General features: G+C 52.2%; 10 protein-coding genes. 2 read left to right on the top strand and 8 right to left on the bottom strand.

Annotated features, from left to right (window positions below; genetic code table 11):
- Positions 1 to 217: 217 nt before the first annotated feature.
- Positions 218 to 475 carry a hypothetical protein gene (locus tag RCF31_RS25175; RefSeq protein ID WP_416414402.1) on the top strand — a complete coding sequence of 86 codons (258 nt, stop codon included), beginning with the start codon at positions 218 to 220 and terminating at the stop codon, positions 473 to 475.
- A 471-nt stretch (positions 476 to 946) separates the two neighbouring features.
- Here the strand turns inward: RCF31_RS25175 and repA are convergent, their stop codons facing one another.
- The 6 genes from repA to RCF31_RS25145 form a co-directional block, all read right to left on the bottom strand.
- A complete protein-coding gene (gene repA, locus RCF31_RS25170) occupies positions 947 to 1879 on the bottom strand; it encodes a plasmid replication initiator RepA (protein ID WP_416414400.1) in 933 nt (310 codons plus the stop codon).
- A gap of 173 nt (positions 1880 to 2052) precedes the next feature.
- Positions 2053 to 7131 carry a MobF family relaxase gene (mobF, locus tag RCF31_RS25165; RefSeq protein ID WP_416414399.1) on the bottom strand — a complete coding sequence of 1693 codons (5079 nt, stop codon included), beginning with the start codon at positions 7129 to 7131 and terminating at the stop codon, positions 2053 to 2055.
- Between the two features lie 8 nt (positions 7132 to 7139).
- Positions 7140 to 9188: a type IV conjugative transfer system coupling protein TraD gene (gene traD / locus RCF31_RS25160; RefSeq protein WP_416414397.1), complete on the bottom strand. Its 2049-nt coding sequence runs from the start codon at positions 9186 to 9188 to the stop codon at positions 7140 to 7142.
- A gap of 78 nt (positions 9189 to 9266) precedes the next feature.
- Entirely contained in the window at positions 9267 to 9797 is a 531-nt protein-coding gene (locus RCF31_RS25155) for a hypothetical protein (RefSeq protein ID WP_416414396.1), read from the bottom strand.
- A gap of 36 nt (positions 9798 to 9833) precedes the next feature.
- Positions 9834 to 12671 (bottom strand): conjugal transfer mating-pair stabilization protein TraG, encoded by a 2838-nt coding sequence (gene traG, locus RCF31_RS25150; RefSeq protein WP_416414394.1) that lies wholly within the window; start codon positions 12669 to 12671, stop codon positions 9834 to 9836.
- A 3-nt stretch (positions 12672 to 12674) separates the two neighbouring features.
- Entirely contained in the window at positions 12675 to 14033 is a 1359-nt protein-coding gene (locus tag RCF31_RS25145; protein WP_416414392.1) for a conjugal transfer protein TraH, read from the bottom strand.
- Positions 14034 to 14070: 37 nt separating this feature from the next.
- Here RCF31_RS25145 and RCF31_RS25140 point away from each other — a divergent pair, with 37 nt between their 5' ends.
- Complete coding sequence (locus RCF31_RS25140) at positions 14071 to 15072, top strand: hypothetical protein (RefSeq protein ID WP_416414390.1); 1002 nt, start codon at positions 14071 to 14073, stop codon at positions 15070 to 15072.
- Here the strand turns inward: RCF31_RS25140 and RCF31_RS25135 are convergent.
- Entirely contained in the window at positions 15003 to 15389 is a 387-nt protein-coding gene (locus RCF31_RS25135) for a hypothetical protein (protein WP_416414388.1), read from the bottom strand. The two genes, RCF31_RS25140 and RCF31_RS25135, sit on opposite strands and share 70 nt — an antisense overlap.
- Positions 15389 to 15901 carry a type-F conjugative transfer system pilin assembly thiol-disulfide isomerase TrbB gene (trbB, locus tag RCF31_RS25130; protein WP_416414387.1) on the bottom strand — a complete coding sequence of 171 codons (513 nt, stop codon included), beginning with the start codon at positions 15899 to 15901 and terminating at the stop codon, positions 15389 to 15391. The genes RCF31_RS25135 and trbB overlap by 1 nt, the downstream gene beginning before the upstream one ends.
- Between the last annotated feature and the right edge of the window lie 2 nt (positions 15902 to 15903).

The following is a 15903-nucleotide window of genomic DNA, read 5'->3' as shown; positions in this document are numbered from 1 at the left end:
TGTTTGGGATCATGTTAAGAAAGAATGATAGCATTTTTCCTTATGCCCAAACTGATAAATGGTCTATCTAATTTTAATCTTGATAGAGCCTTCAATTGATTATTAAATAGCGGAATCTACTTACCTCAAGATATAAACCATATATTTATCTATTAAAACATATGGTTTATAATCATAAATCCATTAGGTGTCCCTACTTTTTATTGAAGGACGGCAGATGATTGAATCGATGAGAACAGTTTTCGAAGAATGGGCCGATGATAAGGGTTATGATCTTCTGAAAAATGGCAATGTTTATGATGATCCGTCTACAGGAAACGCCTGGGTATGCTGGCAGGATTCCTGGCAGGCCAGTCGGGCAGCTATCGAAATCGAAATGAACATCAATACTGTTGGCATTCACGGTCGTTATGTTGAGAAAAATGAAGTAATCAGACTTATCACTGATGCCGGAATTAATGTGAAAAAAGTATAATGTAACACATCGCAGAGGCATTTTTAGGGTTTACTGTTTACAGAGCCGCTACGTGTCAGGCAATACTGACAAAGTTACTGCAGTAAATTTTTTTACTCTGCGAGCCCCCTCCTTTTTCAAACACAGTAATGTGATTGATTGTCTACTTTCTGAAATCAGCAATCCTTTCTCTTAACCTAAACACTAAGATGATTAGGCTTGTTCTTCATCCTGTCTGACCGAATAAAAAATTGTTAATTAGATATTTTCTTCTACTGACCATAGGTCAGGAATGTACTGCTGATAGGGATTAAACTGTGAGCAAAAATCCTGATCTCATCGTTTGCAGCTAGCTGTGGACAAAGCAGAACATTTAAGACATCTTCCCTGAATGCATGAAAGAAATGCTCAGAACTGGCAGAATTTTCAATTCTCCATTACTGGGCAAACAACTTCACCGCCAGTTAAGGCGGTACAATGAAAATTGAAAATTTACTGAACTGAATCAGAAACGCAGGCTTCGTAAGTAATACCAAGCCCCAGAGAGTTCAGATACTGCCAGACCAGACGATCAAAGCTGTCACTATCCATATTGAACAGCTCATGATTTGGCAGTGTCCTGATAAGCCAGGAAGACATAACATACCTCCTCTCATCCAGAGACAGCAAAGCCAGACGTTTTCTTCGCTTCCCTCGCAAGACATTCTTACGCCGCTGACGCAGCGTATTTATCCGTGCATTTTCATACCAGTGATTACGGGCTTCCCGAACAGAAGCCATCGTACCAGGTTCAGCATAGGTCCGACCTTCAGCTTCCAGACGGGCGTTACGCTGCGCCAGTAACTTATCCATGTTTACCCCACACAACTGCCAGAAGCGTTCGGTCAGCCTGATGTGTCGGGGCATCCAGTACTTCTCTATCGGGTCCCACTCAAGATCCGGTATTTCGATGATCCCGAACCTGGCGAGTTCCGGTAAAAGTCGGGACAGACGTGATGGCTCTACCCGAGTCTCAGGAATGATGTTGCCGTCCTCATCCTTTTCACTCAGTTCTGCCGCCAGTCGTCCTACATTCACCGTCACTATCCAGGTTGCCAGGTCAGCACGCTGTACCAGCAGCGGGAAAATGGAATCAATCAATGCCTGCCGCTCCGGTCTGAAATTACGTACCCGCCCTGCCGCTTTGCGCAGAAAGACGAAGTAAGGATCGAGAGATACCCTTCTGCGCAGCCGTCGGATCCCGGTCACTTTATCCCTGATAACCAGCTGCCGCATGGCATGCCCCAGTTCACCCGGAAGAGGCCGGTAATCTTTCGGTGCAAACCATTCCGGATGCGGACACTTGCAGGCTGTTGAATGCATTCCACGATGGCGGCGATCTGCACGCTTCCGGATCTGCCGGGCAGTATTTAACTTATCCACCATAACCTGCACTTACGCCGCTCAACAGCAGCGTGCACAGAAAATATTCCATTTTTCCGGTCATAATTTTATACTCTGGGCACAGGGCAATATGTCCTGTGTGGTTGAAGACAGCCCCGTTAATCTTCCAGGTCGCCAAACTCAGGAAAGATTTTCGGGGTTTTCCTTTTATGGGGTTACTCCAGCGTTTTAGAACGCTCCGGCAACAGTTCAGGGGTATGCTCGTTACGGGAGTGGCGAGAGATGTTTGCCTCGTCATTCATGAAGGGGTGTTTTTCGGCTTTATCCATATCCGGGGCGTGATTCATGACGTCTGCCCATTCGCTGTCCCTGTCGAGCAGGGTGTCTGCCGGCTGGTCTTCCTGGTCAATCTCTGCCAGCATGTGTTCTTTTTCCGCTGTGCTATCCGGGATATGTTCATCCTTCTCCATCCGGGCAGCGTCTTTGACGGCCTTTTCAAGCGCTTCGTCTTCCTTACGCGCCAGTTCCTCACCACCGGCTTCTTCTGCAGCCGCCGTTTTTTGTTCATCTGAACGTTCACTGTAGTCAGTAACCAGCACTATCTGACTACCGGGATGCGCCACCATCATCGCGGTCGCTTCCCTGATATCCGCGGCTTCCAGCGTTTCTGCATGAGGTTCACCCGACTGCAGAACGATGCATTCACCGTCCGCTGCCCCCTTATAGTGAGCACGGCTGAAATCCATCAGGCCGGTCGCGGGAGAAACTGGCACATGCCAGTTACCCCGTTGTTTCCCGTATGAATTCATCACCGGCCAGAGCAGTTCCGGAGTCCGACCTGACAAAAATCGCGCATCAACTGTAAGGTGCGGTTCGGTTTTAGCCGCCAGCAGCGTTTCCGACACCGGCAGGCTGTTGTTCCACAAATGCATTTCACGCCCGGCGCGGATATCCTCAGCCCGCATCAGCACATCGTGCACGGTTTCGCGCTCTCCGCTGTGGTGGGCGACCGCCGACAGCCACTTATTCATGTCATCTGCATACACCTGGATATGGTTTTTCGCACGGGAAAGCGCTACGTAGGTGCTGTCCAGCGCTGCCATCATCCTTCTGCTCCCTTCGGCCCCTACCAGCGCGATGACATAAGGAATGGAGGCACCCTGTGAGCTGTAAGTCGTCACGGCATAGCCATAATCGATATGCTGATCGGTGTGCGCTCCAGCCGGATCGAGAGTCAGGATTCTTCCACCGGTATCAAGCAACAATTTACCTTCATCCGTGATGCCGCTGATAACGGCCATATCGCTTGCCCGTAGATTGCGCTCACGATCGGTCGCGGTGAGCCTGACTTTTTCACCGATACTGATTTCACGCTCCTGCTTTTGGAAAACGGCTACGTCCTCTTTACGCAGTTCAGCTGGCCTCACCCAGCGATCGGCTTGGCCATCCAACCCGTTCATTCTGATAACTCCGCTGTCCGTATCGGTCGTACCAATGCCGTAATAGTGTTCGCCCATCCTGATGACATTGCCGGTCTGCCTCTGCCAGAATGCATTAAGACCCAGATCAGCGTGGGTATTATTGACCCTGATAAGCACCGGTAGCGTGACACTGTCACCCAGTACCTCATCCTCTTTCAGTCGCTGATGAATCGCGTCATTTATCGCCATACGGTCACTGTTCAGCTCGGCCACGATAAGCGTATCTGAACGCGCCTGAGCCGTCCGACCGCAGTAGTCATCCGCAATCAACGCGTGCAGGTCGGCTCCATCCTCTTCAGCCGTGATCAACAATTTCCCATCAACCGTGCTGGCTGGCGGAACAAAGGCACCCTCCTGGCGTGGCACCACTACCGGTACCGTGGCGACTGCGACACGCAGGGCCTCCCGGACATTGCCTGCAATCATGGCTTCAACGACAGGCCGCAGCGCAGGAACCTGACGAACAATTTCCTGCATCACCGCCCTGTCCGCAGCACTGCGGTCCAGAGCAAGTGCGAAAGGTACACCGGACTCCAGTGACTTAAGCTGGTCACGGTCACCACTCAGCACCGCACGACCACCTCCGTCAGTAATGATCGTCAGCAGGGAAGCCAGCTGCGCATTCCCGTTCATGGAGGATTCATCGATAATGAACAGCGTATTGCCGTAATCACGAGACTGCCCGGCTGCCTGCCACTGGCTGCTTTCGCTCAGGAAACTGGCTATTGTCTGTGAAGAGATCCCCGCCTCGCTCAGTTCACTCACCGCCCTGTGGGTCGGTGCCAGCCCGATAATCTCAGGTGGGTTTTCCAGCTGCCTGAGTGCTGCTGCTACGGTACGAAACTGTGTGGTTTTGCCGGTACCGGCATACCCCTGAATGGCGGTAATTCTGTCTACTGATGTCTGGATAAGTTGTGCTGCCTGTAGCTGCCCCCCGGTCAGCTGACCACTCTCCCGCTGGCTGACGCCGGAAGCCGATAGTGGGTGCACACTACGCTTTCCTTCCGTGATATGGCTCAGGATGGTGACTTCGTTATCAAAATTCTCACGCGTGATAAAACTCCCGGCTGCGCCCTGTTCCGCAGCCAGTGGAAAAATATCCCTTCGCGTCTGGAGCCTAAGCAGTTCCTGCTCAGCACGTTCCAGGCTGATATGGCTCTCGCTGGTTGTCACCTCAGCCATGACCTCTATCCCGCTGAAGGTCACGCCCGTACCCGTGGCTTTTTCAATCGCCAGACGCATGGCCCGTTCCGGATACGATATCCTGCTTGCCTCGATGCTACGCAGGGCATGCTTAATGCAGTCTGTTCCGGACACAGTTCTCAGGCTTTGCGATACAGTCACTGACGGGCGATTTTCTGCCAGGCGACGGTTGATGGTGCTCTCATCCAGCGGGGTAAAGGCAATCACCCTGTCACCGCTACGCCGGAGAAGATTGACTGTTGGATCTGTAACTTCCTTTGCGGCCAGCACGGCAATGACGCTGCCACTCGTGCTTCGGGTCGCTCCGAACGACTCCACGTAATCGTAATCCACATATAAAGGCGCGTTCCCGTTCATATGCAGCGTCTCTCCTTTTGTGTTCTCCATCACAAATTTCTCTTTAAACAGCCAGTTACCCTGTCTGACGCGAAGAACGGTGAGTTTTTCACTGCCGGGCGCTTTCGGGCTGTGAAAAGCAGTGGTGCGCAGCTGTTCGCCTTCCCGAATTTGCAGCTTTTTTTCACGAAAAAGTCGCCATCCGCTGTCAATATCGCGGATTTTTAACCCATGTACCTGTCCTTTATCATCAGAAAGAGTTAGCAGGTTCAGCTTTTCGCTGATGCCGGTAACGGTAAAACTGTCAATGAGACCGTTCCTCTGAATATGTTCCAGCACCATACCTTCGCGATAACTACGACGATCATTGCGGTTAGACGCATCGAGCCACACCGGGATTCGTGCCGTTACGTCGCCAATCACGCGACCCAGCACCCCTTCTTCTGCCAGAGTTGCTCGGGTACGCGCTGTCAGTTGCTCCCGCATACGCGCATTCCCCGCCTGGAGGACGGCGGTTCTTCCCTGCAGCCTTTGCTGTGCGTAATAACTGGCCGCAGCAGACAGTCGATCCTCAGCCGAGTCCCTGGTCACCAGGGTGATACTGACATTTTCAGTTTTCGGCGAAGCTGTGAAATTCACCACGCCGGCAGCCCGCAGCACTTCTGAAGCAAAGCCGGTGGCACGGCGGGCATGGGTGTCAGTCACCACCGTCACCGCACCCTGCTGTGCCGCTGTTTTCAGCACATCATGCAGGCCAGAGGTATTGAAGCGTTCTGACTCACTGACCAGGACGAGAGATTTATCCGGCAGCGGGAGGGCCTGAAATCTGTCAGCCGTAATCAGCATGACATCCGGGTTACTACTGAATATCGCAGCCTGGCGTTTCAGCGCCGCACCATCGGCTGCCACCACCACCAACGAGCGCTGGTTACGCTCTGCCATCTTCATCACGCTGTGGCTCAGTTCACCGATAAACGCAGTGCCTCCCCTGACATCAATCAGGCTCACCGCGCGATTCGCATCCGCGATCTGAGCCATGGCTCCTTTCTCACCGGCGGGTGCCAGTAAACCGCCTTTTTTTTCCGCCAGCCCAGCAGCAAGCTGTGCAAGGCGGGCTTCATCCCGGACATGCACCGCAGAAGTGAATAACGTCTGGTGTTTATTCACCGCCAGCATCTGACCTCGCCCGATGGCGTTATCAATTGCCGCGCGGGCTTTACCGTAAACACCTGGCTCAATGGGTACATGGCTCAGTACGCTGGTCATGACGTCATCCCAGGTGAATCGCACGCTGTTACAGGACAAACGATCAATTGCCTGCCTGACTGCATCCTCCAGCCCTGGTGATATCACACCCGTTTCTGCCCGCTCCTTTTCGCGGTTAGCCATAACCGTTCTCATCAATGCCTGATGGTCAAATCCTGTGGCAGCCAGCCGGACCTGCCAGTGCTCCCGGACCGCTTCCATATTGGTGAAGTGCTTCGCTTCCCGCGAATCCAGCGCAGCAATGCTTTTTTGTCTGGCACTCGCGTCAGCGCCGACCAGGTCGAGGATCTCCTGGCGTCGCGATGAGAACGGCTTCACGGGTACGCCGGTGATATCCCACTCGCCCTTCGGACCTGTCGTGGTAATCGGATATCCCGCTTCAGTCAGATTTTCCCGCAGGAAACCGCGGTAAAGCATGCCGATGCTGACCTGGTGCTTCCACACCACATCGGTAAACCCCTGCTTACCGGTGATATCTGTCGAGAGGGTTTTCCACCCGCCTTCGGCCCGTGTGGCATTGGCCAGCACTGTATGCTCGTGCAGATGCGGCTCCAGATTCCGGCTGGTATCGTGGGTAAAGCGGGCGATGATCAGATTCCCGGTACGCTCCATACTGGTAATGCCGTCGCACATGGTTCGTGTGGTCGTGAGCTTCTCCACCTCATCCAGGGTGCGACTTACTGCGCGTTTATGGGCTTCTACCAGGAAGCTATCTCCAGTGACCAGCGCCAGTACAGAAACGCTCTTTGGAGCTGAAAATGTCAGGTCATAGCCCGGCCGGTGTTTATTGACACCATTCTCTATGTGCCGCATGTCGGTTCCATCCGGCAGCTGTCCCTCCATTACCGCAGTGAACGTATCGCGAACAACCGGCCCTTTCAGCCCAAGGTGCTCTGCACCGATGCCGTACCACTGCGTAGACTGGTCACCCAGGAAGTAATAGTTGTCTTCTGCCGTATAGTAGGCAGCCGCCTTTGAGGCGTTTTTAACACCGGATACGGACAGCATGGATGGCCTCAGAAACGGTCCCACGAATCGGGCTGGTGAGCGTGATGCTTCAGATCTTCAATGGGTTGCATGTATGCAGGCGGAGTTGCCTGTTCCGAAGGCAAAGGTTGATCGCTTTCCTGTACCGGGACGGGTGTCGGAACAGGAGGCAAAGTGCTGTTATCCCGGCCATCCGCTTCTTCTGATGCAGCAGTAACAGCGGTTCCGTCAAACACCTTAGTTACCAGGTTATTTATCGGCACATCGTTAAAACCACCAGCCAGCTGTGTTTCCAGTTCCGGGTCGAACAGATCTTCCACCGATCTGTCGATGCGTCCCTCCGCAATAACCCGATATTCTCTGCGCCGGAGTTTCATTCTGACTGCCGGCCAGTCACCGGGCAGGGTAACGTAACACTCCAGATCATTCAGTTTCTGCACATCGGAATAGCTGACCAGGTATTCATTTACCTCGTCTTTAGAGAACTGCACCCCGTCGCGAATAATATCGATGCCGTAACTGTACTGATCGCGAAACTTTTTATGCCGACACTCGCCAATCTCATTGCGCACCCATTCCGCTACTGTGCCGCTGGGCGCACGATAGAAGATGCGGGTATTGAGAAGATCCCAGATGGATTCCGCAAAGTTGGCACCAAATTGTTCCTTCAGCTGCGGGAAATTCTGCACCCCGGCAATAATGCAGGCGCCGAACTTTCGTCCTTCCGCACAAAACTCAGGCATGACAGGCTGTCTGTGCAGAGTGTGTATTTCATCTAACACTACCCAGATTCGTCGGGATCGGCTGGCAGTCAGACCCAGGATGCTGGTCATGGTCATATGGAGCCAGGCAGATAACAGCGGTGTGATGGCGGCATGGTGACGGCCATCACTGGAGACAAATATCCACGGGTTATCGCCATCGGCATCTTCCGTTGCCAGCCAGTCACGAATATTGAAAGGCCGGTGCCCCTGCTCATCCAGCCCCTGCAAATAGCGCAGGGAACGAACATAGGTGGTGAGGATAGTACGGATAGTCATGGCAGTTTTTTCAATACTGCCTTCCACCAGGTTTGCAGCATCGGTTCCCTGAAGATAGGCCCGCAAATCCACCATACTGATGGACATCAGTTTTTTCAGCAGAGATGCGATATTACGATCTTTGTCTTTTGCTACACGCCGTGCTGTTGCAACAAACAGTGCGCGCGCAGAGAGCACCCAGAATGGATCACTGCCACCGCCACTGTCCGGCAGCAAGGTCGTGGCAAAGTTGTCAAAGTCAGCAACCGACTGGCATTCTGCCCATAAATCCCAGGGCGCACAGCGGGCATCAAAGGGGTTGAGAATTTTGTCTTTGTCCTGCCGGTAAAACAGGGGGATAAAGTTATTCCCTTTGTCATAGATGATGACCCGGTCACCTCGTTTCCGCAGCTGCATCAGTAAGTCATTCAGGACGGTACTCTTACCTGTGCCAACGGTTCCGTGCAGACCCAGATTCTGCATTTCAGAGTCTTTAAGGAGATGCAGCCCGCAGATCTTCAGCAGTGACTGCATACCGGCTTTTTCCAGCAGCTGGTTAACCTCTCTGACGTTCCGGGCAAGTACACGGCCACCGGTTATTTCGCTTTCGCGTTGTTTAGCGCCTTTCCGACCAAGGAACCAGGTGATGCCGAGAAAAGCTCCCAGGAAACTGAAGGTGGCAAGTCCCCAGCCATAAAAAGCGGCATCACTGACCTGTTCCCCCATCTGCACAAAATACGGATCAGACATGACCTCCGCAGCAGTTCGCCTGAACGCCACGACATCACCATTGGTCCGTTTAAAATGGAATGTCCAGCTGCCACCTGATGCGCGCCCACTCAGCGCCTGCAGAGGGATGACAAACCATTTGATCAACCAGTAGGCGCTGCCGTGGATGAACTCCTGCAAGGTCAACCGCAGCAGCATCCATGATAAAAAGACCAGCACGGAGAAAAGCACAACCCAGTAAGAGGCGATATTCATGATCTGCAAAAACATGCCGATCATGTATTTCATTACCTGCCCGCCCTGGGTGAAATCACGGGCGTTGAGGCTCATGGACTGTTCCTTAGTCAGGAGTGATGGGGGAATAAGCTAACTGAATGAGAGATGAGTCAGCCAGAAATCTGAACCTGGTCAGTCATCGCTAATGCTCTCTTTGACTGCACTTAACGCCCCGAACAAACTGGATATCTGATAGCGAGAAATATCCAGATGAAATAGCAAAGAAAGGATTATTGTTGATAGCAACGTCATTGCGACGAGGGGGAGTATATTTAACATGGTAAACACGGAGACTAAACCACCCATCACGATGAAACATAGCCATATTGAATAATAAATTATGACCTTCTTTTTATATAGCTTAAGGATTTCATATTTATCAAATGCATCGGCGGGTAGCATAGAAAAAAGGGATCGATAGCCACTGACAAAAATCGTCAGGAAAGTCCAAAAAGCCAGTGATATCAAACCTAACCCCAACCATATGTTTTGAATAAAAACATCCGTAAATGCACACGTAACATAGAATCCAAAGTACAAAGCCATCGGCAACAAAGTCAGCTTGATATGTGCCAGCACTCCGGGGACGACTTCCTGAGAATAGATTATATCAAGCGAGATCTCTTTAATTTCAAATTGTATTTTCTTATATGTAAGAGGCATATAAATCACCAATGAAATGATCGTTAGTTAGTTAATTTATTTTTTATCGTCCTTATGCAACCAGTCGCTCAATTCCTTAGGAAGCATATTCTTCTGGGAAGACCGAGAAAGATGTTCGTTATCCTCGTAATTTTTAGATGTGATTCCATCATCACTTTGGCGCTCAGCTTTACCTGCATCCGTAATCTTTCCCCCTTCCAGAAACTCACCTTTAGTATAGTTTTCTCTATCTTTCACTATCGTCTGCTGAGCATCAACTTCTTTCTTCACATCGGTGCGGATATTATGCAGCGCATGACCCGCATCGATCTGCTCACCAGCCTGTTCATATGCCAGACCAAACTGCGCTTCTGCTGCGTTGACGGGTATCACCATCCCCTGTCCTGTCTGCCCGGCATGGCGGGCATAATCATCACCAATGCGGCCCTGAAGTTTATCCTGCACAAACGCCTGTACCCTCTCCTCACGCTGCCGGGCGACACCGGGATCTGCGGTGTTGGTCAGGATGGCCTGCGCATCCCCGGGATCCTTCTGCCTGACCCATTCCACAAACTGCTGGGTATAGTTTTCTCTCGCTCCTGCGCTGAGCGTCTCAGTTTCAGATGCCATACGCTGCAGCTCGTGGGTATGGGACAGGCTGGCGGTGTACTGCTGATACTGGCTGTCGGAAGTTGTGATACCGGATGAAACCTGGTGCATCAGACCTGCCGCATTGTTATCAATGTGCTGGCCGTTATAGGTCAGGCTGTAGTTGCGCAGCACATCCATACCCTGGCTGAAATCCAGCGATTCCCGGGCTGACAGCGTCCGTGAAGTGTCCAACCCCTTGCTACCGCTGTCCGTTGTCTGCGAATGGGATCCCGTTCGTCCGGTCAGTTCTATGCCGCTATGAATATCCCCTTTCGCCGATGCGCCGGTTATCCACTGTCCTGCTCTGCCCCACAGCGCTTTGCTGCTGTCGATACCGGCCTGTCCCCGAACGCCAGCGTTGGCGGCCAGACTGCGGGATTTATCCTCCAGCTCTGAATAGGCCTGGTTCAGGCTGATATGGTTGCGGGTGGCGTAATCTTCCGCCACGTTCTGCATCCGGCTGACCTTCTCCGCTTCGGTAATACTCAGGCCTGTCGAGGCCGAGAGCGTGCTGGAATCGCTGTTGCCATACTGCTCATGAAACTGCCTCAGCTGAGAACCGCTTTTTTGCAGGGAATGGTTATATCCCTGCAATGCTGATTCTGTCTGACTTATACTGTCACGCGTCATTTGCTGGGCTGTGCTGGCAAGATGGCGATCAAGATGCAAATCGACCGGCAACCGGCTGATCGCTCCGGACGTATCAAACACCGTCTGACCATTGGTGGTTTGCGACTCCAGCGCCCCGTTACCCAGCTGCTGCGTTGTCATTCCCTCGCGGTAGTCGCGATTGAGGTTGGTCTTGAAGCCATTAACGTTATCCACCTGTACGTTGCCAGCACTGAGATTCCCGGAGGCAACGGCCGACGAATCAGCAGACGCTGAGCTGCTGAGTGCGCTGCCCAAGCTGGAACTGAGGCTGGCAAAACCGGAGCCGAGCGCGGTAAACAGTCTGAAGGCGAGGAACGGGATCGACATCATCAGCCAGCCAGCGATACCCGCTGTTGTGGAGCTGGTCTCCATCAGGCGGTTCATATTGGAAAGCGTCGGGCCAGTAGCGTGAAAACTGTTCTGGGTGCTGAAGTTGACGGCAAAATTGAAGATGGCGAACATGATGGGCCATAGCATCAGGCTGCCCATAAAATTCAGGTAGCTGCGGCAAACCGGCCATGCAAGTTCGCGCACGTAAAGCGCCAGCACCATCACCGGGAAAATGCATACGCTGAACAGCAGCAGGACCGTGTGCAGCTGCGGCAGCACTTCGGTAGCAATGGCATAGCTGACAGCATGGGACAAACGCAGCTTCATCAGGGAGGTTTCCGAAGCGATATCCACCATCGAGGCGGTATCACTCATCCCTTTCATATAACTGCTCATGCCACGTCGCAGCCCGGCAACCGCGATGTTCTGCAGCATGATGGCCTGGGCCGATTTACTGCTGTTGAAAAAATAGCTGTAAGATCCTGCCAACTGATCGGCATATACTGTCTGTGGCGCGTTATTACCCGGCAGCATTTTCACGGCATGGTTCATAAAGGTGGTGCCGGTGCTGCTGCTTTCCGCCTGCAACAGAGCCTTCAGTTTGGGAGCAGCTTCGCGGCAGAACATAAAGGCACTGCCACTGGCATCACGCCAGTACACCCCGCGCAATGGACTCGGCTGGCTGAAAATCACCGCCTGCACCTCACCGGACTCCATCACATCCTGGTAACTGTATTTGTGGTTGAGCATGATATCCGGCACCACACAGTTCTTCGTGTATTCCACCAGATTGAAGGCAAGTACCGGATCCCGGCTGTCGATGGTGAAGCTGTCCTGCATCAACTTTGAGGCAAACATCATCCCGCTTCTGGTATATGCGCGTTCGTTCGGGAAGTGAAAAGTGTCTTCGTACGTGGTCGCCAGGGTATAACCGATGCCGGTAATCAGGTAAAGCGGTGCGGCCAGCCCCACCGGTACATTATCAACGCGCCCGATATTCTCCGGCGCCGTCAGATCGTTAACGATGACAGTGACTTTTGGCGTCAGCAGCAGTGCCGTCACCAGCGTAAACGTCAGCCCCCAGGCAAACATAACCTTCAGATCGTGACTGCGAATGTAGGTAAATGCGCATAGCAGCACCCCCAGCAATTCGGCAATCCACAGCACCGTGCGCCAGCCACCGTTTTGCATCAGGGTGGCGACGGCATTGAGGCCCAGTGTGATCATGCTGCCAGCACTGACCACCCAGATATCGAGCGCCATCACTCAGCCCCCGAACTCATAGCTGGCCATCATATGATCGGACAGTGATGTTGAGAGCTGCTGCCGGATCTCACGCAGGCTGCGATCGTACTCCGCCAGGCCATTCTGCTGCACCTGGATGCGCGCCACGCGCTGACTCAGCTCGTTTCTGACCTGACGCAGATTCTCGCGAAAGTGTTTATTTTCCTCTTCGGTGTCCAGCGTGCCTGCGGCTCCGCTGGACGCCACATCGATCAGTCCGTTGATATAGGACATCACCATGTCGGCAGCAATGTACTCAGCCAGGCTGCTGACCACGCTCTGATCCAGTCCGACCGAGGCAGAATCGATGGTGTAGCGCAGGATACGAACACGGGTACTGCTGATCAGCGCCCTCTCGTTTTCCGACAACGCCATATCACTGCGGCTCTTGTCGAAGATATCGTTGAGCATATTGCGCACCTGCCCTGTCATGCCATCCTGCTCCGCCAGGGTCAGACTGGCGACCACCGGCGACAGACAGGTGTCGCTGTCATTACAGCGATAGATTTTTTCCGTACCACCATTGAGCAGCGTGTTGAACATGGACTCACTGCCGCCGCGCGGTTGCAGGAAGGTCGGATTGCCCCTGTCGTCATACATCACCGTGCCCACCATCGACATCAGAAACTCCTTCAGCAACCGGTCGTTGCTGAAGAACTGATTCAGTTTGCTGAACGAGTCCCAGGTGAGATTACGATTGCGCGGAATACGCCGCTTCTCTTCTTCAGTGGCTTTACTGAACACGCTGTCCGTTTGCCCGCCTACACCACAACCCTGGCGCGAGGCCGCCCAGTCCGAAAACACGTCATGCCGGGTGCCCAGGTCCTGACAGATTTGAGTACTCGCGGCCTGGGTTTTAGGCCACAGGCCACCCACGAATGATTGCGCCGCCTGGCAGGTCGAAATGTTCATATTGTTGGTATCTGCCGCCAGCTTCTGCAGATAATCCTTCACGGATTTGCACTGCGGACAGATGGTCTCCAGCCCGAGATCAAAGGCATAACCTGCCGCGTTACTCAGGATCTGCTTGCCCATAATTTTGATGCTGTCGCTGTTGATGAAACTGAACGATCCAAGGTAAGCATCGATGCCTCCGCAGCCGGACTTAATATCCGGTAGCGTGACGGAGATAAGCTGTATATTGCGCACCGGGGTGCGGATAAACAGGTTACCGCCAGTAAGATAACCAGCAGACTGGCCCTGCCAGGCGGCAGGTTGTGTGTAATTGCCACCGCCAATCTCGGCAAAGAATTTATTGATATCTGATTGCACATCCGCATAGGAGCCGATGGATAACAACAGACTGATACTTGCTGTCGCGGCCGTAATTTGATAATTCATGTGATAACCTCAATCAGAAATAATATGCGGAGCACTCATGTCCAATACAAAAGTATTATTTGCTTACTGTCATGAACTGGATCGTAGTGTTTCTATTGACGAAGCCCGAACGGAGTATTTCTCCGCGCTGCCAGATAAAAGGAAACGTTTTAAGTTCTCCTGCAGCGATCGCCACTGTAATGTCAGCATCACCGGCGTTAACTATCACGTTAAGGCTGAGGATGGTCACAAATTCAAAGAAGCACATTTCCGCTCTCATGTTCCCCATCAATTTGGCTGTGAATGGCTTCAGTTCACCGAAGATACCGTGCAGGAAAAACGCCCTGACGAGTCTGAACAGGATTACAAGGAGAGAAAAGCAAGGCAGAAATTACATGACTATATAAACTGCTTTGATCCCTCAATTGACGATGTCAATAGTTCATCGAACCCATCACTCACAGCTACGGATGATGGCAATCCGAATACTCAGCCCAGTAATCCCTCATCGGATACCACTGAAAATCCTGGCTGGAGCAGATACACACGCACTAACCAGCTGCAACGCCTGATCGATTCATGGCAGGAAGCAAAAAGACTCCCTGAAGATGAATACCGTGCAATGAGGATAAATATCGTTAACCGCGGTCAGGTCTATTTACATAATTACATCACCCACATCAAAAGCGGTCTGACCAACAAGTATGATGGTGTGGTTTATGGTGGTGGAAAACTGGTCAAGCGCTATGGCAAAGGATTTCTGATTAACTTCTTTGACAGACATGAAGACAAATCTATTAATCTGTATGTCAGCAAAGACATCATGAATGCAAGTCGCTTCGGCCATTATGTGGATGAAATACTCAGCACAGCTGATGTCAGATATTTCCGCATATTTCTTTTGAACCCCATCGTATCTGAAAAGGAACTTAATAATGGGAAAACTGCAATAAACCTCGAAATAACAAAACTGCGTCAGCTGGCTATTTACTATGAACTGAACACTAAGAATGAAGATGACTCGTTATCCGTATTAAGCGAAGGTGAAAGCCCGGCATAACGGGCCAGCGTCGTTACCAGTGCGAATATATCAGCGGCGTCAGGAAGAGAGATTTCCTTGTGTCCCAGACGGAGGTCGTCCGTTGTCATTGCGTTCACACTGAGATCTCCCTGCCAAATGGTCAGGCAGAACAGACTTTCATCGTGAGTATGAATAACTAACTCGGTGATCGCCGGGCCTGCACGATAGCAGGTCATCACGATCTTCTTCATACTTTTAAGGTGGCACGTCAGATTGCTGACGAATGCATCACTGAAGCTATCGCGCACGATGGTGTCTGCCGTGGTGAAATAAAAAAGAGACCTGCGGCTATTCATCAGAGAACCTCCAGTTGGGCTGCAAGAGCAAATGTCTCCATCAGTCGCTGCTTCAGTGCTTCCTCGGAAATATCCCCCTGCGACAGTGGAATCGTGACCAGCGTTTTCGTGTTGATAAGGAAATCGGTCGGGGTTGCCCGCGGCAGTTCAGCGAAAAAATCCTTCACCACGCTCTCATTCACCGGCATCACCTTCGGAAATACCTCATCGCCTATCCCGTCGAAGCTGAAGACAAATACATTCAGCCCGGTCTGCCTGGCGACCGACTTCAGTACCGGGTTAAAACGATGGCAATGGACACAGTCGGAACGCAAGAAATGGACAATCTGCCAGTGGCTGATATTTACCGGGCGACCATCAGCCAGACGGAACCAGACCGACACGGGCTCCGCAGGCGGAGACGGCGGTATCTTCTCTTTCTTTTTTTCCAATCGGGCAATGTCATCCAGGGTGCCCGATTCCGCCACAGACGGAACCAGTAACAGCAGCAGTATCAGAAGGTGAGTCAGCATCG

Origin of the sequence: Pantoea sp. App145, assembly GCF_047947045.1 — a bacterium.
GTDB lineage: Bacteria > Pseudomonadota > Gammaproteobacteria > Enterobacterales > Enterobacteriaceae > Pantoea.
The sequence above is the reverse complement of the archived record's forward strand: the minus strand, read 5'-3'. Positions and strand labels throughout refer to the sequence as shown.

Coding starts and splice junctions, on each gene's coding strand:
- traG (WP_416414394.1), bottom strand. CDS start 12,671: ATGGCGCTCGATATCTGGGTGGTCAGTGCTGGCAGCATGATCACACTG.
- RCF31_RS25140 (WP_416414390.1), top strand. CDS start 14,071: ATGTCCAATACAAAAGTATTATTTGCTTACTGTCATGAACTGGATCGT.
- RCF31_RS25155 (WP_416414396.1), bottom strand. CDS start 9,797: ATGCCTCTTACATATAAGAAAATACAATTTGAAATTAAAGAGATCTCG.
- RCF31_RS25145 (WP_416414392.1), bottom strand. CDS start 14,033: ATGAATTATCAAATTACGGCCGCGACAGCAAGTATCAGTCTGTTGTTA.
- RCF31_RS25175 (WP_416414402.1), top strand. CDS start 218: ATGATTGAATCGATGAGAACAGTTTTCGAAGAATGGGCCGATGATAAG.
- repA (WP_416414400.1), bottom strand. CDS start 1,879: ATGGTGGATAAGTTAAATACTGCCCGGCAGATCCGGAAGCGTGCAGAT.
- traD (WP_416414397.1), bottom strand. CDS start 9,188: ATGAGCCTCAACGCCCGTGATTTCACCCAGGGCGGGCAGGTAATGAAA.
- RCF31_RS25135 (WP_416414388.1), bottom strand. CDS start 15,389: ATGAATAGCCGCAGGTCTCTTTTTTATTTCACCACGGCAGACACCATC.
- mobF (WP_416414399.1), bottom strand. CDS start 7,131: ATGCTGTCCGTATCCGGTGTTAAAAACGCCTCAAAGGCGGCTGCCTAC.
- trbB (WP_416414387.1), bottom strand. CDS start 15,901: ATGCTGACTCACCTTCTGATACTGCTGCTGTTACTGGTTCCGTCTGTG.